At 70.9% G+C, this 19535-nt stretch carries 18 protein-coding genes and 1 pseudogene; 6 read left to right on the plus strand and 13 right to left on the minus strand.

Going from position 1 to position 19535, the window contains the following annotated elements; genetic code table 11:
* Window positions 1-870, minus strand: coding sequence for a M24 family metallopeptidase (locus ACIOD1_RS18820; RefSeq protein WP_365621959.1), 870 nt, complete (start codon window positions 868-870; stop codon window positions 1-3).
* A gap of 233 nt (window positions 871-1103) precedes the next feature.
* On the opposite strand from ACIOD1_RS18820, the gene ACIOD1_RS18825 reads away from it, so the two are divergent.
* The 5 genes from ACIOD1_RS18825 (at window position 1104) to ACIOD1_RS18845 (ending at window position 5447) form a co-directional block, all read left to right on the plus strand.
* Entirely contained in the window at window positions 1104-2174 is a 1071-nt protein-coding gene (locus tag ACIOD1_RS18825) for an ABC transporter ATP-binding protein (protein WP_365621962.1), read from the plus strand.
* Window positions 2164-3051 carry an ABC transporter permease subunit gene (locus ACIOD1_RS18830; protein WP_365621965.1) on the plus strand — a complete coding sequence of 296 codons (888 nt, stop codon included), beginning with the start codon at window positions 2164-2166 and terminating at the stop codon, window positions 3049-3051. Before ACIOD1_RS18825 ends, ACIOD1_RS18830 begins: the two co-directional genes overlap by 11 nt.
* On the plus strand, window positions 3048-3959 hold the full coding sequence (locus ACIOD1_RS18835) for an ABC transporter ATP-binding protein (protein ID WP_365621968.1): 912 nt from the start codon (window positions 3048-3050) through the stop codon (window positions 3957-3959). The genes ACIOD1_RS18830 and ACIOD1_RS18835 overlap by 4 nt, the downstream gene beginning before the upstream one ends.
* 14 nt (window positions 3960-3973) lie before the next feature.
* Window positions 3974-4693 carry an ABC transporter permease subunit gene (locus ACIOD1_RS18840; protein ID WP_365621971.1) on the plus strand — a complete coding sequence of 240 codons (720 nt, stop codon included), beginning with the start codon at window positions 3974-3976 and terminating at the stop codon, window positions 4691-4693.
* A gap of 94 nt (window positions 4694-4787) precedes the next feature.
* Window positions 4788-5447, plus strand: coding sequence for a rhomboid-like protein (locus ACIOD1_RS18845; RefSeq protein ID WP_365621974.1), 660 nt, complete (start codon window positions 4788-4790; stop codon window positions 5445-5447).
* A gap of 117 nt (window positions 5448-5564) precedes the next feature.
* Here ACIOD1_RS18845 and ACIOD1_RS18850 read toward each other — a convergent pair.
* The 11 genes and pseudogenes from ACIOD1_RS18850 to ACIOD1_RS18900 form a co-directional block, all read right to left on the minus strand.
* Window positions 5565-6058 (minus strand): annotated as a pseudogene (locus ACIOD1_RS18850) (response regulator transcription factor).
* 22 nt (window positions 6059-6080) lie between these two features.
* The gene (locus tag ACIOD1_RS18855) at window positions 6081-7046 is read right to left on the minus strand and encodes a sensor histidine kinase (protein ID WP_401903428.1); all 966 of its coding nucleotides are present in this window, start codon (window positions 7044-7046) and stop codon (window positions 6081-6083) included.
* A gap of 221 nt (window positions 7047-7267) precedes the next feature.
* A complete protein-coding gene (locus ACIOD1_RS18860; protein ID WP_365621980.1) occupies window positions 7268-8080 on the minus strand; it encodes an HAD family hydrolase in 813 nt (270 codons plus the stop codon).
* Window positions 8077-9354 carry a serine--tRNA ligase gene (gene serS, locus ACIOD1_RS18865; RefSeq protein WP_401903431.1) on the minus strand — a complete coding sequence of 426 codons (1278 nt, stop codon included), beginning with the start codon at window positions 9352-9354 and terminating at the stop codon, window positions 8077-8079. Before serS ends, ACIOD1_RS18860 begins: the two co-directional genes overlap by 4 nt.
* A gap of 603 nt (window positions 9355-9957) precedes the next feature.
* Window positions 9958-10893, minus strand: coding sequence for a prephenate dehydratase (pheA, locus tag ACIOD1_RS18870; RefSeq protein WP_365621986.1), 936 nt, complete (start codon window positions 10891-10893; stop codon window positions 9958-9960).
* Between the two features lie 42 nt (window positions 10894-10935).
* On the minus strand, window positions 10936-12222 hold the full coding sequence (gene efeB, locus ACIOD1_RS18875) for an iron uptake transporter deferrochelatase/peroxidase subunit (RefSeq protein ID WP_401903433.1): 1287 nt from the start codon (window positions 12220-12222) through the stop codon (window positions 10936-10938).
* A 5-nt stretch (window positions 12223-12227) separates the two neighbouring features.
* A complete protein-coding gene (locus ACIOD1_RS18880; RefSeq protein ID WP_401903435.1) occupies window positions 12228-14264 on the minus strand; it encodes a copper resistance protein CopC in 2037 nt (678 codons plus the stop codon).
* Between the two features lie 19 nt (window positions 14265-14283).
* A complete protein-coding gene (locus ACIOD1_RS18885) occupies window positions 14284-14772 on the minus strand; it encodes a copper chaperone PCu(A)C (protein WP_365621994.1) in 489 nt (162 codons plus the stop codon).
* Entirely contained in the window at window positions 14769-15428 is a 660-nt protein-coding gene (locus ACIOD1_RS18890) for an SCO family protein (protein WP_365621997.1), read from the minus strand. The genes ACIOD1_RS18885 and ACIOD1_RS18890 overlap by 4 nt, the downstream gene beginning before the upstream one ends.
* A gap of 77 nt (window positions 15429-15505) precedes the next feature.
* Window positions 15506-16246, minus strand: coding sequence for a YcnI family protein (locus ACIOD1_RS18895; protein WP_401903438.1), 741 nt, complete (start codon window positions 16244-16246; stop codon window positions 15506-15508).
* A gap of 112 nt (window positions 16247-16358) precedes the next feature.
* Window positions 16359-17159, minus strand: a complete 801-nt coding sequence (locus tag ACIOD1_RS18900; protein WP_401903441.1) for a hypothetical protein — start codon at window positions 17157-17159, stop codon at window positions 16359-16361.
* 176 nt (window positions 17160-17335) lie between these two features.
* Here ACIOD1_RS18900 and ACIOD1_RS18905 point away from each other — a divergent pair, with 176 nt between their 5' ends.
* Complete coding sequence (locus ACIOD1_RS18905; protein ID WP_365622006.1) at window positions 17336-17803, plus strand: ATP-binding protein; 468 nt, start codon at window positions 17336-17338, stop codon at window positions 17801-17803.
* Between the two features lie 92 nt (window positions 17804-17895).
* Here ACIOD1_RS18905 and ACIOD1_RS18910 read toward each other — a convergent pair whose 3' ends face one another.
* Window positions 17896-19362, minus strand: coding sequence for an aminopeptidase P family protein (locus tag ACIOD1_RS18910; RefSeq protein ID WP_401903443.1), 1467 nt, complete (start codon window positions 19360-19362; stop codon window positions 17896-17898).
* Between the last annotated feature and the right edge of the window lie 173 nt (window positions 19363-19535).

Raw genomic sequence — 19535 nt, forward strand, 5'->3', positions numbered from 1 at the left:
TCATGCCGCCTTCTCCTCAGCCCAGCGCCGCACGTGCGGCAGGTCGTCGTCCAGCCAGAACGCGCTCTCCTGCGGATCCCGGGAATCGGTGACCACCAGGATCTCCTCGAACTTCGCCCCCGTGCCCCGGAAGCCCAGGTGCGGCTCCACCGCCCACAGACCGGGCTGCGGCGGGTGGTCGGAGAAGTGGTACGGACTCCACAGCGGCGACCAGCCCTCGCGGTGCCCGTGCAGGGCGTCGGAGGCCAGCCCCCTGAGGGATCCGGTGCCGAACCCGAAGGCGGTCGGTGACCAGCGGCGCTCCTTGACCCGGTCTATCTTGTGCGCGATGACCCCGAAGGGATAGGCCCGGTGCCGGTTGGCGTAGCCCTGGCGGGTCATCAGCCGTTCGACGTTCTCGTAGATCTCGCGCAGGGAGCGGCGCTCGCGCACCTGCTCCAGGATCAGTTCGCGGTGCGGTTGCAGGTCCGACATCAGCCGGTCCTGCACCGGGTGCGGCCCGAGGCTGCCGGAATAGCCGACGTCGGCCGCGTACCCGTTGTGGACGGGGGCCATGTCGAGGATGAACGGCATGCCCGGCTCCAGCCGCCGGCCGGTCGGGAAGAACTGCAGGGGGATCTTGAAGCCCGCGAAGGCGGTCCGGTCCCCGAACCAGGCGAACGGCAGGTGGAACCAGTCGCGCACCCCGCGCTCGCGCAGCCAGTCCCGCTGCATCCGCGCGGCCTCCCGCTCGGTCACACCGGGCCGCAACTGCGCCGCCACGGCCTCGGCGCACTCGTACGCGAGCCGCTGGACCTCTCTGAAGCCGCGCAGCTCGGCGGAGAGCCGCCCGGAGTCGTGCGCGGTGCGTTGCTCGGTGTGCCCAGCCATGCCAGCCGTCCGTCCCTGTAGCCGTACGCGCCCGTAACTTGACACTGATGAATGTGACAATGACCGGGGGTCACGTCAAGGGCCGTGCACCGACCTGTGGACAAAGTTGTGCGGACGCGTCGACCCTTACGTCGCATCAGCCTTCGTGTCAGGGTCCGTAGTCCTCAAGGCTGAGACGGGATCCCGCTCCAGGTCTGACGATTCGGGCTCCTCGCCGCACTAACGTCGAGCACGTGACTGTCATCGCGACCGAAAGCCTGAGCAAGCGGTACCCCCGAGTGACCGCGCTCGACCGGCTCTCCCTGGACATCGGGCCCGGCGTTACCGGCCTCGTGGGTGCCAACGGAGCCGGCAAGTCCACGCTGATCAAGATTCTGCTCGGACTGTCCCCCGCCACCGAGGGCCGCGCCGCCGTGCTCGGACTGGACGTCGCCACGCACGGCAGCGCCATCCGCGAACGCGTCGGCTACATGCCCGAACACGACTGCCTGCCGCCCGACGTCTCGGCCACCGAGTTCGTCGTGCACATGGCCCGCATGTCCGGCCTGCCCCCGACCGCGGCCCGCGAGCGGACCGCCGACACGCTGCGCCACGTCGGGCTGTACGAGGAGCGGTACCGCCCGATCGGCGGCTACTCCACCGGCATGAAACAGCGCGTCAAGTTGGCCCAGGCACTGGTCCACGACCCGCAGCTGGTCCTCCTCGACGAGCCCACCAACGGCCTCGACCCGGTCGGTCGCGACGAGATGCTCGGCCTGATCCGCCGGGTCTACACCGACTTCGGGATCTCGGTGCTGGTCACCTCCCACCTCCTCGGAGAGCTGGAGCGGACCTGCGACCACGTGGTCGTCGTCGACGGCGGCAAGCTGCTGCGGTCCAGCTCCACCAGCGACTTCACCCAGACCACGACCACCCTCGCCGTCGAGGTCACCGACTCCGACGCGCACCCGGACGGCACGGCCGCCCTGCGCAAGGCGCTCACCGAGGTGGGCATCACCCTCCACGTCGGCGAGGAGCAGGGCCTGCCCGGCGCCGGTCACATCCTCCTGGTCGAGGCCGCGGGCGAGGACACCTACGACACGGTCCGCGACACCGTCGCCGACCTCGGCCTCGGCCTGGTCCGCATGGAACAGCGCCGACACCACATCGCCGAGGTCTTCCGGGACAGCGACCGGGCCGCCGACCAGGCCGCCCAAGCGGCCCGAGCCGCCCAGGCGGCCGACCACCAGGCCGTGCCCCAGTCCCAGCAGCCCCACTTCCAGTCCCAGACCCAGCAGAAGGGAGCCGGTTCCGATGGCGCCTGACACCTCGACCCAGATCCACAACATCGGCTACCGGTCCTACGCGGGGCCCCGGCTCGGCCGTGCCTACGCCCGCACCTCCCTGTTCTCGCAGTCGCTGCGGGGCGCGTACGGACTCGGTCGCTCGGCCAAGTCCAAGGTGCTGCCGATGATCCTCTTCGCGGTGATGTGCGTTCCCGCGCTGATCATCGTCGCGGTGGCCATCGCGGTCCCCGGCTCCACCGACCTGCCGATCAAGTACACGACGTACGCCCTGACCACCCAGGTGATCATCGGCCTCTACCTCGCGTCACAGGCACCCCAGTCGGTCTCGCGCGACCTGCGGTTCAAGACGGTGCCGCTCTACTTCTCGCGGCCCATCGAGCGGGTCGACTACGTCCTGGCCAAGTACGCGGCCATGGCCTCGGCCCTGTTCATCCTCACCGCCACACCGCTGCTGATCATGTGGATCGGCTCGCTCCTGGCGAAGTTCGACTTCGTCGACCAGACCAAGGGATTCGGACAGGGACTGGTGTCGGTATTCCTGCTGTCGCTGCTCTTCGGGGGTCTCGGCCTGGTCATGGCCGCGCTCACCCCGCGCCGCGGGTTCGGCGTCGCCGCCGTCATCGGCCTCCTGCTCATCCCCTACGGCGCCGTCTCCACCATCCAGGCGGTCGCCTACTCGACCGGGAACACCGGGGCCATCGAGTGGATGGGTCTCTTCTCCCCGATCACCCTGATCGACGGCGTGCAGACCGCGTTCCTCGGAGCCACCTCCGCGTTCCCCGGCGGTGACGGCCCCTCGGCCGGCGTCGGTGTCGTCTACCTGCTCGTCGCCCTCGGCCTCATCGTCGGCTCCTACGCCGCCCTGATGGCCCGCTACCGGAAGGCCGGGCTGTGACCACCATCGACATCGACCACACCTCCCGTTGGTTCGGGAACGTCGTCGCCGTCAACGACGTGACCATGCGCATCGGCCCCGGTGTCACCGGTCTCCTCGGCCCCAACGGCGCGGGCAAGTCCACCCTCATCAACATGATGGGCGGCTTCCTCGCCCCCTCCACCGGCACCGTCACCCTCGACGGCGCGCAGATCTGGCGCAACGAACAGGTCTACAAGCAGGTCGGCGTCGTGCCCGAGCGCGAGGCGATGTACGACTTCCTCACCGGCCGGGAGTTCGTCGTCGCCAACGCAGAACTCCACGGACTCGACGACGCGGCCGCCCAGCGGGCCCTGGCCACCGTCGAGATGGAGTACGCGCAGGACCGCAAGATCTCCACCTACTCCAAGGGCATGCGCCAGCGCGTCAAAATGGCCTCCGCGCTCGTCCACGAACCGTCCGTACTGCTCCTCGACGAGCCGTTCAACGGCATGGACCCGCGCCAGCGCATGCAGCTCATGGAACTGCTGCGGCGGATGGGCGACGAGGGCCGCACCGTGCTGTTCTCCTCCCACATCCTGGAGGAGGTCGAGCAGCTCGCCTCCCACATCGAGGTCGTCGTCGCCGGCCGGCACGCCGCGTCCGGTGACTTCCGCAAGATCCGCCGTCTGATGACGGACCGCCCGCACCGCTACCTCATCCGCTCCTCCGACGACCGGGCCCTCGCCGCGGCCCTGATCGCCGACCCGTCCACCGCCGGCATCGAGGTCGACCTCAAGGAAGGCGCGCTGCGCGTCCAGGCCGTCGACTTCGGACGCTTCACCGAACTCCTGCCGCGGGTCGCCCGCGCGCACGGCATCCGGCTGCTGACGGTCTCGCCCTCCGACGAGTCGCTCGAGTCGGTCTTCTCCTACCTCGTCGCGGCCTGAAGGAGCTGGCACCCATGTACAACCCCACCGTTGCCCGGCTCACCTACCGGGCCCTGCTCGGCCGCCGTCGCGCGCTGATCCTCTTCGCGCTGCCCGCCCTGCTGATCGTCATTTCCATCGCCGTCCGCCTCTTCACCGGAGTGGACGACAAGGTGGCAGCGGACCTCCTCGGAGGCTTCGCCCTCGCGACGATGGTCCCGCTGATCGGCGTCATCGCCGGCACCGGCGCCATCGGCCCCGAGATCGACGACGGCTCGATCGTCTACCTGCTCTCCAAGCCGGTGAAGCGGCCGACGATCATCATGACCAAGCTGATCGTCGCCATCGCGGTCACGATGGCCTTCTCGGCCATCCCCACCCTGATCGCGGGCTTCATCCTCAACGGCAACGGCCAGCAGATCGCCGTCGCCTACACCGTCGCCGCCCTCGTGGCCTCCGTCGCCTACAGCGCGCTGTTCCTGCTGCTGGGCACCGTCAGCCGGCACGCCGTCGTCTTCGGTCTGGTCTACGCCCTGATCTGGGAGTCCCTCTTCGGGAGCCTGGTCTCCGGAGCCAAGACCCTCAGCGTCCAGCAGTGGGCGCTGGCCCTGGCAGAGAAGGTCGCCGGACCGGGATACGTCGACGCCACCGTCGGTCTGCCCACCGCCGTGATCCTGCTCGTCGTGGTCACCGTCGGCGCCACCGTCTACGCGGGCCAGAAGCTGCGCCGCCTCACCCTCGCCGGCGAGGAGTAGGCCCCGACGCGAGCCCGTCGTCCCCGCTCGACACCGTGCCCCGCCCGGCCCACCCGGCCGGGCGGGGCACAGCTTCGCGCGGGATCATCTAGGCATGATCGAGCACACCGAGCCTGAGCCGTCCAGGCCCTTGCGGTCCTGGATACGTTCCTCGCCCGGTACGCACATCTGGCTCCTGATCATCGCCGTGACCAGCCTGATCGTCGTGATCGCACCCGACCGGGTCGAACACGTGCTGCTCCACCGCAACAGCAGCAACATCCACCAGCTCGTCCAGTACCCCGTACGGGCCCTGTTCAGCAGCGCCTTCTGGATCGAGAACCCGTCCTCGCTCGCGCTCTACGCCGTGCTCTTCGAGGTCTTCCATGCCACCGTCGAACGCTGGCTCGGCACCCTGCGGTGGCTCTTGATCGTCGCGACCGCCCACATCGTCGCCACGCTCGCCACCCAGAAGGTCATCCTGATGGCCATCCAGGACAATCGGGCGCCGCACAGCATGACCCACGTCGTCGACATCGGGGTGAGCTACGGGATCGCGGCCTCCGTCGGCGTCCTGACCTACCGGCTGCCCGGCCCTTTGAGGTGGCTGTACCTGGTGGGCGCCGTGGTCTTCTTCGGAGTACCCCTGCTCAGCGGTGGCACCTTCACCGATCTGGGGCACGCCATCTCGCTCGCCGTCGGACTCCTGGCCTGGCCGCTCACGCTCAACGCCCGCCCCGACCGAGACCCGCACGACGGGGTAGCCGCTCGCTGACGGCTCACGCCGGTCGTTGTTTCACGTGAAACGCGGACCTTGTTTCACACGGAGCCCGAGCCGATGTTTCACGTGAAACGGCTGCCGATGTTTCACGTGAAACATCGAGCGAGGTCCTCACGACCGTCCGGGGTCCGCCGGCCCCAGTACCCCGTGCGCCCAGGCCCACGCCGCGATCCCGACCCTGTTCCGAGCCCCCAGCTTGGCCTGCACGTTCGCGATCCTGGTCTTCGCCGTCCCGGCGGTGATGCACAGCTCCGCACCGATCTCCGCGTTCGTCAGCCCTCGGGCCATCAGCCGTACGCTCTCCAGCTCACGCCCGGTCAGGGTGGCGGGGCCGGCTCCCGCTTCAGCCGGAAGCCGCATGCGCCGTTGCGCAGAGCGGTGTGCACGTATTCGTCCAGGTCGAAGGTGGTGACCACCACGACCCGGGTCCGGGGGACAGCAGGCGGGTCACCTCCAGCCCGTCCAGCTTCGGCATGCGGATGTCCGGCCAAGGCCACCGCGCTCTCCCCGTCCGCCGCCTCCCCCACGACGGTCATGTCCGGCTGAGAATCGAGGATCAGCCGGAATCCGCTGCGGATGTCCTCTTGGTCGTCGGCTATCAGGATGCGTGTGGTCCCGCCCTCATGATCACCGCTGAGGGGGCCCGACGGTCGGGAAGACCGCCGAAACCCGCCACCCGCCCTCCGCGTCCGGTCCGGCGCCGAACGTGCCGCCCGCTGCCGCCACCCGCTCCCGCAGGCCCACGAGTCCGGTGCCGCCGCGCCGCCGCAGGCCGAGGCGCGCCCGGGAGCCGCGGGGCGGGGCGGTGTTGGCCACGCTCAGCTCTGTCCCGGCCGGGGCCCGACGCACGACCACGCGTACCGCGTCCGCTCCGGGCGCGTGTCGCCGTACGTTCGTCAACGCCTCCACGGCCACCCGGTACGCGGTGGTGCCCGCCTCCCGGGACAGCGCGGCGAGCGCCTGTTCCTCGGCCTCCCACACGCCACCCTCGAACCGCCCCACCAACGCGGGCAGTTCGGCGATCCCGGGGGTCGGGCCGGTCGGTCCCCCACCGGCCTCGCGCAGCGCGTGCACCGTCCGGTCCATCGAGGCCGGCGCGCTCAGCCCGGCCGCCTCGATGCGCTCCAACGCCCGGACGGCCTGGCCCGGATCGCTGTCCGCGACGAACCGGGCCGCCTGCGCCTGTACGACGATGGCGCTCACGTCGTGCGCGACGAAGTCATGGAGATCGTGGGCCAGTTCGAGCCGCTGGTCGCGCCGCGCGTCCCCACGGGCCTTTCGGGTCCGGTCCGCCTGGCGGCGCAGATGGGCTCCGGCCACCGCGGCGAAGGCGGGCAGCGACCAGAAGGCAGCCGCCCCACAGGCCTCCAGCCACGACCCGGCCCCCCACACCAGGGGGACCGGCCACAGGGCCACCGCCGCGATGCCCAGAGCGGTCCGCGGCGGCGACCAACGGGCCACCAGGGCGAGGAGCGGCAGCAGCAACGCCATGCCGGACAGCGTCCACAGCTCGGGCACCCGTGCGAGGGAGCCGCCCAGGGACAGCGCGGAGGCGACGGCCAATGACGGGGCGTACGGGGCGCGCGGATCCACGGTTACGGGGCGACCCTACGAGCGGCCCCCGTCCCGAACCATCCGTCGTTCGGCAGAGGGGCCGGGCGTGCGCCCGGGGCGGGACGAAATTCGCTGGTACGGGGCGTGCGGCGGGGGCAGAGTGGGTTGTGCGGGGAGCAACAAAAAGTCCGGGGCGGCCACTTCGAGCGCGCCTCGCGGCGCGGGCCGTCCCGGACTTCCCGTACTCGTCGTCCCGCGGGCTACGCGGCGCCCAGCAGACGCTCCAGGACCACGGCGATGCCGTCCTCCTGGTTGGAGGTCGTCACCTCGTCGGCCACGGCCTTCAGCTCCGAGTGGGCGTTGGCCATCGCGACGCCGTGCGCCGCCCAGCCGAACATCGGGATGTCGTTGGGCATGTCCCCGAAGGCGATGGTCTCCGCCGCCTTCACCCCGAGCCGACGGGCGGCCAGGGAGAGACCGGTCGCCTTGCTCAGCCCCAGGGGCAGGATCTCCACGACGCCCGGACCGGCCATGACGATGTCGACGAGGCTGCCCACGATCGCGCGCCCCGCCTTGACGAGCTCGTCGTCGCCCATCCCCGGATGCTGGATGTACAGCTTGTTCAGCGGTGCGGTCCAGACGGCCGCCGTGTCCTCCAGGTAGAGGGCCGGCAGGCCCTCCTGCACCTGGTATCCGGGCCCGAACAGCACCTCGCCGTCCACCCCGTCCCGGCTGGCCGCGATCGCCAGCGGGCCCACCTCGGCCTCCATCTTCGACAGCGCCAGGCCGGCCAGTTGCCGGTCCAGCGTCACCGAGGTCAGCAGCCGGTGCGATCCCGCGTCGTAGAGCTGCGCGCCCTGCCCGCACACGGCGATGCCCTTGTAGCCGAGGTCGTCGAGGACGTGCCGGGTCCAGGGCACGGCTCGGCCGGTGACGATGATGTGCGCCGCGCCCGCCGCGGTGGCGGCGACGAGCGCCTCACGGGTGCGTTCGGAGACGGTGTCGTCGTCGCGCAGGAGCGTGCCGTCGAGGTCCGTCGCGACGAGCTTGTACGGGAACGGGGCCGGGGTCACTTGGCGATCGGCTCCAGGAACTCGCGGCCGCCCAGGTACGGACGGAGCACCGGGGGAACGCGGACCGTGCCGTCGGCCTGCTGGTGGTTCTCCAGGATCGCCACGATGGTGCGCGGGACGGCGCACAGGGTGCCGTTCAGCGTCGACAGCGGGGCGGTCTTCTTGCCCTCGCGGTAGCGGATCGACAGGCGGCGGGCCTGGAAGCCGTCACAGTTCGAGGCGGAGGTCAGCTCGCGGAACTTGCCCTGGGTGGGGATCCAGGCCTCGCAGTCGAACTTGCGCGAGGCGGACGAACCGAGGTCCCCGGTGGCCACGTCGATGACCTGGAACGGCAGCTCCAGGCTGGTCAGCCACTGCTTCTCCCACTCCAGGAGCCGCTGGTGCTCCGCCTCGGCCTCCTCCGGCGCGACGTACGAGAACATCTCGACCTTGTCGAACTGGTGCACGCGGAAGATGCCGCGGGTGTCCTTGCCGTACGTACCGGCCTCGCGGCGGAAGCACGGGGAGAAGCCGGCGTACCGCAGGGGCAGCTTGTCGGCGTCGATGATCTCGTCCATGTGGTACGCGGCGAGCGGGACCTCTGAGGTGCCGACCAGATAGAAGTCGTCCTTCTCCAGGTGGTACACGTTCTCCGCGGCCTGGCCGAGGAAGCCGGTGCCCTCCATGGCGCGCGGGCGGACCAGCGCGGGGGTGAGCATCGGGATGAAGCCGGCCTCGGTGGCCTGCGCGATGGAGGCGTTCACCAGGGCCAGCTCCAGCAGGGCGCCGACGCCGGTGAGGTAGTAGAAGCGCGAGCCGGAGACCTTGGCCCCGCGTTCCACGTCGATGGCGCCGAGCGACTCGCCCAGTTCCAGGTGGTCCTTGGGCTCGAAGCCCTCCGCCGCGAAGTCGCGGATCGTGCCGTGCGTCTCCAGGACGGTGAAGTCCTCTTCGCCGCCGACCGGGACGTCGACGTGGACGACGTTGCCGAGCTGGAGCAGGAGGGACTTCGCGGCTTCGTCGGCCTCGTTCTGCTCGGCCTCGGCGGCCCGGACGTCCTGCTTGAGCTGCTCGGCCTTGGTCAGCAGCTCGGCCCGCTCCTCGGGAGAGGCCTTGGGGATGAGCTTGCCGAGCGTCTTCTGCTCACTGCGCAGTTCGTCGAAGCGCATGCCGGAGGACCTGCGGCGCTCGTCGGCGGAGAGCAGCGCGTCGACGAGGCCGACGTCCTCTCCACGGGCGCGCTGCGAGGCGCGGACACGGTCAGGGTCTTCACGGAGCAGCCGGAGGTCAATCACCCCTCCAGGCTACCGGGCCGGGCTTCGTCGGATCACACCGATATCACGCTGCGTGTCGCTATGTCCGAATTGCTGTGAATGTAAACCAGTTGTCCGGCGACCGGATGAAGGTCGGATCGGCGCCCCGGCGAGGGTCGTTCCCGGGTCTGCCGGCACGCTCGATAAAAGCGGGTCCATTCTCCGAAAAGGGGCACATCCGCACCCGCCGGTGGGCCTTGAGCAGGGCCGGAGGTCGTCCTTTGTCCACAGGAATTCGCTGGGAAGGCAGCTTATCCACAGGCTGTGTGCCGCATCTGTGGACATGTATTGAGATCAATAGCGATCCGTGAGTCGCTACGGCCGAACAGGGTTCAAACCACCCTCACACGCTCATTCGGGTGGGAATGGCTCGCCCCAAAGAGTTGATCGGTGATAGAGGGGTGACGCTGTTCACCTGTCGCTCCCCAGCGCGAAACCTGAGTCACCCGGCCGATTTGTCGACCTTGTGGGGTTGCACTGTCGACTTGTCCCCAGGTCCCCATCTCGTCCTGTGGATAACTCTGTGGACAGTGGATAACTCCCGCGGGAGACCCGGGCCGCAGCCCGGGCTCGGCCCCTCCGGGGCTACGCCCGACCGTCGAGACAGCGTGCCAGCCAGTCGGACGCCTCGGTGAAAGCGGAGTCGGACGTACCCGCTCGTGCGGCGCGGACCTCACTCAGAGCGACACCCGCACGGGGGTAGGAGCCGAGGAAGCGGACCTGCGGACAGGTCCGCTTGAGGCCCATCAGGGCCTCGCTGACCCGTCGGTCGGAGATGTGGCCTTCGGCGTCCACGGCGAAGCAGTAGTTGCCGATGCCCTCGCCCGTGGGACGGGACTGGATCAGCATCAGGTTCACCCCTCGGACCGCGAACTCCTGGAGGAGTTCCAGCAGGGCGCCGGGGTGGTCGTCGCCGAGCCACAGCACGACGGAGGTCTTGTCGGCACCGGTCGGCGCGGCCGGTCGGGCGGGCCGACCGACGAGCACGAAGCGGGTCTCGGCGTTCTGCGCGTCGTGGATCTCGGTGACCAGCGCCTCCAGCCCGTAGGTGACGGCGGCGAACTCGCCGGCGAAGGCGGCGTCGAAGCGTCCCTCCTGGACCAGCCGGGCGCCGTCGGCGTTGGACGCGGCCGATTCCCACACGGCCTCCGGCAGGTGAGTCCGCAGCCAGTTGCGCACCTGGGGCTGCGCGACCGGGTGCCCGGTGACGGTCTTGACGTCCGACAGCTTGGTCCCGGGGCGCACGAGCAGTGCGAACGCGATGGGCAGCAGCACCTCGCGGTAGATCATCAGGGGTTCGCCGGAGGCCAACTCGTCCAGGGTGGCGGTGACCCCGCCTTCCACCGAGTTCTCGATCGGCACGAGCGCGGCCGCGGCCTCGCCGTTGCGGACGGCGTCCAGGGCGGCGGGGACCGACACCATCGGGACGAGCTCCCGAGTGGCGGCTTCCGGCAGAGTGCGGAGGGCGGCTTCGGTGAAGGTGCCCTCGGGACCGAGGTAGGTGAAGCGGGTGGCCGACATGCGGTCAGCCTAATGCCGGGCAGTGGCCCACCGCCGTGCTGTTCACCCTTCGAGCAGGCGCTGCCCGACGTACTCCCCGGCCCCGGGGCCGGGCGGTACCGCGTACAGGCCGCTGGACTCGTGACGGATGAACTCCGACAGCGCGTCACCCCGGTCGAGCTTCCGCTGGACCGGTACGAATCCGCGCAGCGGGTCGGCCTGCCAGCAGATGAAGAGCAATCCGGCGTCGGGTGTGCCGTCGGCGGCGATCCCGTCGTGGAAGGAGAAGGGCCGCCGGAGCATGGCGGCCCCGCCGTTCTGTTCCGGGGCGGAGATGCGGGCGTGGGCGTTGGAGGCGACGACCGGCTTCCCGTCCGGGCCGATCTTGTCCAGCGCCATCTTGGTGGTCTCGGTGCCACCGGTCAGCGGGGCTCCGGTGGCCTTCGTCCGGCCGATGACCTGCTCCTGCTGGGCCAACGACTGCTTGTCCCAGTCGTCGAGCAGCATGCGGATCCGGCGCACGACGGCGTACGAACCGCCGGCCATCCAGGCGTGTTCGGCCGGGCCCGGCCCCGCGCCCGGGACGAAGATCCGCTTGTCGAAGTCGGCGTCGGCGGGCTTCGGGTTGGCCGTGCCGTCGACCTGCCCCATCAGGTTCCGCGCGGTCATGGGGGCGGCGGTGGCGCCGGGCGACCGGTTGAAGCCGTTCATCTGCCAGCGCACGCGGGCCGCCTGCCCGGCGCCCTTCTGTACGGCGCGCAGGGCGTGGAAGGCCACGAGTCCGTCGTCGGCGCCGATCTGCACCCAGAGGTCGCCGTTGCCGCGCTGGGGATCGAGCCGGTCCGCGGAGAAGTCCGGCAACGGGTCCAAGGCGGCAGGGCGACGGGCGGTCAGGCCGGTGCGCTCGAAGAAGGAGTGGCCGAAGCCGAAGGTCAGGGTGAGGGAGGACGGCCCCGCGTCACGGGCGATCCCGCTGTCGTCGTTCGGGGCGGTCTCCCCGGCCATGAGCCGCCGGGCGGTCTCGGACCAGCGGCGCATCAGCGCGGCGGCCTCCGTACGACCGGCGCCGGGCGCGAGGTCGAAGGCGACCACGTGCCCCTTGGCCTGGAGCGGGGTGGTGATGCCCGCCTGGTGGTTCCCCTCGAAGGAGACGCGGGTGGCACCCAGCGAGCCGAGGGCCCCGGCCGAGCCGGGGGCGCCCCCGGCCGGGGTACCGGCGACCGCGGAGTGCACGAGGGCGCCGCCCGTTCCGCCGAGCGCGAGCCCGACGGCGCCGGCGGCGCCGACCGTGCCCAGCAGTCGGCGCCGGGAGATCTCGATGTCGGGATTGCTCCCGTTGCTGTCGGTCACGCTGCTCAGCCGATCTTCACGTTCTTCTGCACGGTGGTCTGGTCGATGTCGGAGGTACGGACGATCACGTCGATGCGCCATTCACCCGCGAGGGGCAGCTGCACCCCGGACGCGCTCCAGTGTCCGGGAGTGAGCCGGTCCGGGAGGACCGGCAGCGGGCCGATCTCCTTGGCCGGAAGGGTGAAGGAGACCTTGATCTCGGGGAGGTCGACGGGCTTGCCGCCGGGATCGTCCGCCCACAGGTGGAGGGTGTTGGCGCCGACGCGGCCGGGGTCCAGCTCCAGTCGGACGGAGCCCTTTCCGTTCTGGCCGCCCGTGTCGTAGGGCAGGGTGATCTTGATCGCGCGGTTGGGTACGGCGGTGGAGGCCTGGTTCCGGCCGGCCTCCTGCTCCGCGGTCCGTCCCGGCTCGGTGCTGGTCAGGACGGTGGTGACGGCCAGCAGGACGACGGCCACCCCCGCCTCCGCGAGCACGGAGCGACGCAGGCCCCCGCGCTCGGGATCCGCGTCGCGCACCTGCTTCTCGCGGGCCTTGTCACGTGCGGCGTGCTGGCGGGCCAGCTGGGCGGCCCGTCGGGGATCGATGGAGGCGTCCGGACCGGCCGATGTTTCACGTGAAACATCGGCCCCGGTTTCACGTGAAACATCCCCTCCGGCGGCGCCCCTTGCCGTGCCTCCCGCCGGGCCCCCCGCCTTGACCGCGGCGAGGACCTCGGCCGGCGCTTCCGACGGTACCTGCGCCAGCCGGGCGGTCCATGTGCGAGAGAGGAAGGCGACGGCGACCAGTACGGCGACCAGACCGACCTTGATGAGGAGGAGGCGGCCATAACTGGTGTCGGTCAGCGCCGACCAGCTTCCGAGCTGCCGCCAGGACTGGTACACGCCGGTCACGGCGAGGACCACGACGCTGACGAAGGCCACCTTGGAGAACCGCCGTACGGCCTCCCGCTCGATGTCCGGCACCTTGTGCAGGGCCACCAAGAGCGCGGCGAGGCCGCCGAGCCAGGTGGCCACGGCCAGCAGGTGCAGGATGTCCACCGGCATCGCGACGGCGGTCTGGATGCCGGTCGAGGCGTGCTCGGCCAGGGCCCAGGTGGCGGCGATGCCGGCGGCCACGACCGTCCCGCCGATCCCGAGCCCGAAGACCAGGTCGCTCGTGTCCCGAGCCTGCTCGGCGGAGGCCTCCGCGCCGTCCGTCCCCGCGCCGTCCGCCTCCTGGCGGCGGCGCGCGTAGGCCCCGAAGAGCACGGCGACGAACAGCGCCGCCGCACCGAGCAGCAGCAGTCGGGAGACGAGCGATGCCCCGGCCTTGGTCTCCAGCACGGCCCTGAGGCCGTTCAGGTCGAAGACGTCGGCGAACTTCCCGGAACCCGTGTACGGGTTCCGCAGGACCAGCATCGCCAGGGTGGCGGCGGTGACGGTGACCCAGCCGCGCATCACCAGCTTCTGCAGCGGCCGCTCGGAGGAGCCGCGCCTCCAGCACAGCAGGACGAAGGCGGCTCCGCCGACGAGCACGGTGAACCCGGCGTAGGCGGCGTAACGGGCGATCCCGTAGGCGATGCCGACGGGCCCGCCGCCCACCTGTTGGGTGGGCAGCGAGACGGCGGTCGCGGAGGGAGCACCGACGGAGAAGGTGAACGCGCCGGAGACCGGATGGCTGTCGGCGGATATGGCCTGCCAGGCGACGGTGTACGTACCGTCGGGCAAGCCGGAGTGCAGGGCGGTGCCGTAGCGGATGGTCGATCCGCTGCACATGTCCCGCAGTTCACCGGTGTCCACCCGCTTCCCCTGGGGGTCCATGACGCGGATGGAGTCGTCCCCCATGGCGACCTGCTCGGAGAACGAGAGGGTCACCTGGGCGGGTGCCGTGGCGACCACCGCCCCGTCCTTGGGGTCGCTCGCGGTGAGCGCGGCGTGCGCCGTGGCCGGTGCGGCCGCGGCGAACAGCGCCGCGAGCAGGGCGGCGAGCACCAGCGCCAGCCGGGGCAGTACCGCCGTGGCGCGGGCGCGGGCCGGGGAAGGAGCGGGGGCGATGGCCGTCATGGCGTGTCAGTTCCGTCCGTCAGTGGGCGTTGGTGCTCGGTGCTTTGTACGTCCGGTCCTTGACGTCCAGCTCGACCTCGACCGGATCGGCCTTCTCGAAGCGCAGCTCGACGGTGACCTTGTCGCCGACCTTGGGCTGGTTCTTGAGACCCATGAACATGACGTGGTTGCCGCCGCGGTCCAGGGCCAGCTCACCGTTGGCCGGCACGTCCAGGGACTGGACCTGCCGCATCGTCTGGTCCTTGGTCTCGTGGATCTGGAGATCGTCCGAGAGCGGACTGGTGATGCCGGTCAGTTTGTCGGCGGTGCCCGAGTCGTTCTTGACGATCATGAAGGCGCCGGCCATCTTGTCGTTGACCGGTTCGGGCATGTAGCCCCCGGAGACGGTCATCTTCGGCTTGGCCGAGCCGGAACCGGCACCGTCCGCGTCGGACGAGCAGCCGGATATGGCGAGCGCCGCCGTCAGGGAGAGGGTGACGGCGAGGATGCGGGTGGCGCGGGTGTTCACGGGTTCTCTCCCTTGACGAGCTTCGGCAGGTCCTTGGTGTAGTCGTCGACGCCCGCGCTCTCGCCGTAGAGGACGTAGCCCTCGTCGGTCTTGGGCGAGAACGCGATGACCTGGGCGCCGTGCATGGAGACGACGTCGCCGTTGGCCTCCTTCTTGGCGGCCTCGATACCGATGCCGAGCGAGCGTGCGGCGGCCTGGATGGTGGCGAAGTCCCCGGTCAGCCCGACGAAGGACGGGTCCTGGGACTTGAGCCACGCGCCGAGGGACTCGGGAGTGTCCCGTTCGGGGTCGGTGGTGACGAAGACGACCCGGAGCTTGTCCTGGTCCTCCTTGGGGAGCGCCTTCTTGGCGACGGCGATGTTGCTCATCGTCAGAGGGCACACGTCGGGGCAGTTGGTGTAGCCGAAATAGATCAGCGTCGGCCGGCCCTTGGTCTGCTCGCGCAGGTTCCACGGCTTGCCCGTGGTGTCGGTCAGGACCAGCTCGGGCTTGGCGAAGGGGCGGTCGAGGACGGTCGCCGCCGCCCCGGCCTTCTTGTCGGTGCCCGTGATCTGGGTGACCGAGCCGGTGTCCTTCTCGGTCGAGGTGACACAGGCGGAGAGGGCGAGGGCGGCCGCCGCCACGAGGGCGGCGGCCGTCACACGTGTGGTGCGCATGAAGGGATGTCCCTGGGATCGGGGATGGTGCGGATGTCGTGGAACGCCAGACGCTACGGGCGCCGAGGCGTTCGGGTTCAGGAGGCGCGGCGGCGCGAGGCGACGCCGAAGGCCACGCCACCGAGGCCGATCACGATGCCCGCGATGCCGAGGGCGCGCGCGGTCGTGTCGGAGCCCTTGGCGGCGGCCTCGTCGTGGGTGCCGTCCTTGGCGTGGGCGTCCGTGTTCTTGGCCTCGTCGGTCTTCGCGCCATCGGCGTCGTGGTGGTCGTCCGCGGCGGCGGCGGTCAGCTTCAGCACCGGCGCCGGGGTCTGCGGCTCGGCCGCACCGGCCTTGCTCTCCTCGATCCAGCGGACGACCTCGTTGTTGTCGTACGTCTGGATCGCCTTGAAGACCATCTGGTCGGTGTTCTCGGGGAGCTTGCCCACGGAGACCGGGAACTGCTGGAACTTGCCGGGCTCGATCTTGCCGCCGGCCCAGGTCACCTTGGTGACGGCCTCGTTGATCTGCTTGCCGTGCACAGTCAGCGGCTTGTCGAGCTTGCTCTTCTCGACCGTCACGGTCCAGCCGGGGACGTCCTGGGGCATGACGGACGTGAGCGGCTGGTCGATCGGGAAGTTGACCTCCAGCTGCGTGGTGGAGGCGTTGTCGCGCTCGTTGGGCACCTTGAAGTTGATGACCGCGTAGCCGCCCTTGGCGGCGGCCCCCTCCGGCTGGACGCCGACGTGGGCGAAGGCGGGCGCGGACAGGACCAGCACGGAGCCGGCGGCGAGGGCCGCGGCGAAGGACAGGCGGGAGGACATGCGAGAGGCCTTCATGGCAGAAACGCTCCGAGGGAAACAGTGGTGACGGTGGCTCCGCGCACGGACGCGCGCGGAGGTCGCGGCACCGGTGTTCCCGTCGTGTGTCCCGGGGAGTGGAGGTGCCGCGTCAGGCCGCGAGGGCGAAGGTCGTCGGCGGCCCGCGCCTGATCACCGTGTGCTGGAGTGCGTCCCGTCCGGTCGCGACGGCCGGTTCGACCGGGGTCCGGCGTACGAGGGGGCCGCGCGCGGGCGTGCCCGGGAGTCCGGCCGCGAGGGCGCGCACGAGGAACAGCGCGGCGCGCAGCGGACGTACCGGGTCGGCTTCGGCGGAGAGCCGGGACAGCGCGACGATCCGGAACAGCGCGGCGTCGCCCCGGCCCAGCAGCCAGCCGGCGGCGAGGGCGGCCAGCAGGTGGCCGATCGTCATGGCCGGGCTGAAGAGGCCGAGCGCGGGAGCCGTGGCGGCCTCGCCCATGTGGGCGTGGGTCATGTGCCCCTGGGCGGCGTGGCCGGCCAGGGCGGCCGGGTCCAGTCCGGCGGCCTCGACGATCCGTCGGGCGTCGGCCGGGCTCGGCGGTACGGAGTTGCCCCCGCACACGAGCTGGGCGGCGAGCGCCGCGAGCGAGGTGTCGGGGTCGGCGGCCGGTGTCCCGGCGCCGTGCTGGCCGAGGCCGAACAGGGCGTGCAGCGCGAGCTGGCCGACGGTGAGCCCGGCGGCGATCCCGGGCAGCGATCGGCGGCGTCCCGCGAGGGGGACCGCGATCGCGAGCACCCCGGCGAAGGCCAGGGCCAGGGACCACCAGGGCACGCTCGCGCAGGAGGCCACGACGTGTCCCACCGCGGACAGCACGACACAGACCGCGGTGAACACCGCGGCCCGGATCCACCGGAGGCCGGCTCCGGCGCGCGTCGTGTGGGGGGCAGTCATGGCCGGGCCATCATCGCACTGCGCTTAGGCCCTGCATACGGCAGGTACCGAAGGGGCGGTTGGGCCCGGCGCCGCCGGTCGCATACACGGCCGTCCCGTGGGCCGCATCGGCCGAACGAGGGCTCTGCCGGCTCCGGGGGGCTTATGACCCCCCGTGGGCGGCAATAGGTAACCGTATGAGCATCTGGTGGTCTCTCCACTTGAGGCGCGAAGCCGCGAGCGTGCCGCTCGCACGGCGGCTGCTGCTCGGGACGATGGAGACCGCGGGGGTCGACCCGGACATCTCCTACGACCTGTCGGTGGCGCTGACCGAGGCGTGTGCGAACGCGGTGGAACACGGCGGCCTTGACGAGGGTCCTGTCCCGCCCGTCGGCCGGACCCCGGACGGGACCGAGGCGTACCACGTCACGGCCTATCTGGACGGGGACCGTTGCCGCATCGAGGTGACGGATTCCGGGCCCGGATTCCCGCCCGCGACGGTGGCCCGCCGCAGACCCTCTCTCGCCGAGGGCGGCCGGGGACTGCACCTGATCGAGGAACTCGTCGACCACGTCCGCTTCCGCAACCGGCCCGGCCGGGGAGCCGTGGTGAGCTTCGACAAGATGCTGAAGTCCCGCGACGGAGCGCTGCTGAGGGTCTGCTAGATCCTGTCGTCACCGTCCCGCCGGGCCTGGTGGAGCCACGCCGAAGGGCGGTGTTCCGACGTCGGAACACCGCCCTTCGGCGATCGTGCGGGTCAGCCCTTGAGCCGCGCCATCCAGGCCTCGACCTCGACCGAGGTGCGGGGCAGCCCGGCCGACAGGTTCCGGTTGCCGTCCTCGGTGACGAGGATGTCGTCCTCGATCCGGACGCCGATGCCGCGGTACTCCTCGGGCACGGTCAGGTCGTCGGCCTGGAAGTACAGACCCGGCTCGACGGTCAGGCAGACGCCCGGCTCCAGCGTGCCGGCGACGTACGCCTCGGTGCGCGCGGCCGCGCAGTCGTGGACGTCCATGCCGAGCATGTGCCCGGTGCCGTGGAGGGTCCAGCGGCGCTGGAGGCCCAGCTCCAGGACGCGGTCGACCGGACCCTCGACGAGGCCCCACTCGACGAGCTTCTCGGCGAGCACGTGCTGCGAGGCGTCGTGGAAGTCGCGGAACTTGGCGCCCGGCTTCACCGCGGCGATGCCGGCTTCCTGGGCCTCGTACACCGCGTCGTAGATCTTGCGCTGGATGTCGGTGTACGTGCCGTTGATCGGCAGCGTGCGGGTGACGTCGGCGGTGTAGAGGGTGTGGGTCTCCACGCCGGCGTCGAGCAGCAGCAGGTCGCCCGAGCGCACGGCGCCGTCGTTGCGGACCCAGTGCAGGGTGCAGGCGTGCGGGCCGGCGGCGCAGATGGAGCCGTAGCCGACGTCGTTGCCCTCGACCCGCGCGCGCAGGAAGAAGGTGCCCTCCAGGTAGCGCTCGGAGGTGGCCTCGGCCTTGTCCATGACCTTCACGACGTCCTCGAAGCCGCGCACGGTCGAGTCGACGGCCTTCTGGAGCTCGCCGATCTCGAAGGCGTCCTTCACCAGGCGGGCTTCGGAGAGGTGGACGCGCAGCTCCGCGTCGCGCTCGGCGGTGACCTTGTCGGCCAGCGCCTTCTCCACGACGGCGTCGTGGGCGCGCACCACGCGGACCGGTCCCTCTGCCTCGGCCAGGGAGTCGGCGAGCTTGCGCACGTCCTTCGCGGGGATGCCGAGGAGCTGCTCCGCCTCGGTGAGGGAGTGCCGGCGGCCGACCCACAGTTCGCCCTGGCCGGACAGCCAGAACTCACCGTTCTCACGGTCGGAGCGCGGCAGCAGGTAGATCGTGGCGGTGTGTCCGGTCGGGCCCGTGGGCTCCAGCACCAGGACGCCGTTCTCGGTCTGGTCGCCGGTGAGGTACGCGTACTCGGTGGACGCGCGGAAGGGGTACTCGGTGTCGTTCGAGCGGGTCTTCAGCCGGCCCGCCGGGATCACCAGGCGCTCGCCGGGGAAGCGCGCGGACAGCGCGGCGCGGCGGGCGGCGGTGTGGCCTGCCTGCGCGATGGGCTCCAGGCCGTGCAGCTCGGTGTCGGCCCAGCCGGTGCGCATGCTCTCCGCGAGTTCTTCGCTGACGCCCGGGTACAGCCCGTTCTTGCGCTGCTTGTGCTTCTTCTGGGGCTGCTCTTCTTCCGGGGTCTCCGGGGTGAGCTCGTCAGCCACGTCTTCTCCTCAGCTACGACACGCAGGTACGACATACACGCTTGGTCCGGGTACGGACCCACTTCATCGTAGGTGGGAGGGGGCGGCACCCGACCGCTGCTGTGACATATAAGTCATACCGGGCGCCGCTCCTGCCCGCGCGACCGTCGCCGCGTCCATCCGCACGTCTCCGA

Source organism: Streptomyces sp. NPDC088097, from assembly GCF_044741845.1.
Classification (GTDB): Bacteria; Actinomycetota; Actinomycetes; order Streptomycetales; family Streptomycetaceae; genus Streptomyces.

What these genes read in the sequence shown, in the direction of transcription:
- ACIOD1_RS18905 (WP_365622006.1), top strand. Translation starts at nt 17,336, where the DNA reads ATGAGCATCTGGTGGTCTCTCCACTTGAGGCGCGAAGCCGCGAGCGTG.
- ACIOD1_RS18845 (WP_365621974.1), top strand. Translation starts at nt 4,788, where the DNA reads ATGATCGAGCACACCGAGCCTGAGCCGTCCAGGCCCTTGCGGTCCTGG.
- ACIOD1_RS18880 (WP_401903435.1), bottom strand. Translation starts at nt 14,264, where the DNA reads ATGACGGCCATCGCCCCCGCTCCTTCCCCGGCCCGCGCCCGCGCCACG.
- ACIOD1_RS18895 (WP_401903438.1), bottom strand. Translation starts at nt 16,246, where the DNA reads ATGAAGGCCTCTCGCATGTCCTCCCGCCTGTCCTTCGCCGCGGCCCTC.
- pheA (WP_365621986.1), bottom strand. Translation starts at nt 10,893, where the DNA reads ATGTCGGCCACCCGCTTCACCTACCTCGGTCCCGAGGGCACCTTCACC.
- ACIOD1_RS18900 (WP_401903441.1), bottom strand. Translation starts at nt 17,159, where the DNA reads ATGACTGCCCCCCACACGACGCGCGCCGGAGCCGGCCTCCGGTGGATC.
- ACIOD1_RS18890 (WP_365621997.1), bottom strand. Translation starts at nt 15,428, where the DNA reads ATGCGCACCACACGTGTGACGGCCGCCGCCCTCGTGGCGGCGGCCGCC.
- ACIOD1_RS18820 (WP_365621959.1), bottom strand. Translation starts at nt 870, where the DNA reads ATGGCTGGGCACACCGAGCAACGCACCGCGCACGACTCCGGGCGGCTC.
- ACIOD1_RS18840 (WP_365621971.1), top strand. Translation starts at nt 3,974, where the DNA reads ATGTACAACCCCACCGTTGCCCGGCTCACCTACCGGGCCCTGCTCGGC.
- ACIOD1_RS18830 (WP_365621965.1), top strand. Translation starts at nt 2,164, where the DNA reads ATGGCGCCTGACACCTCGACCCAGATCCACAACATCGGCTACCGGTCC.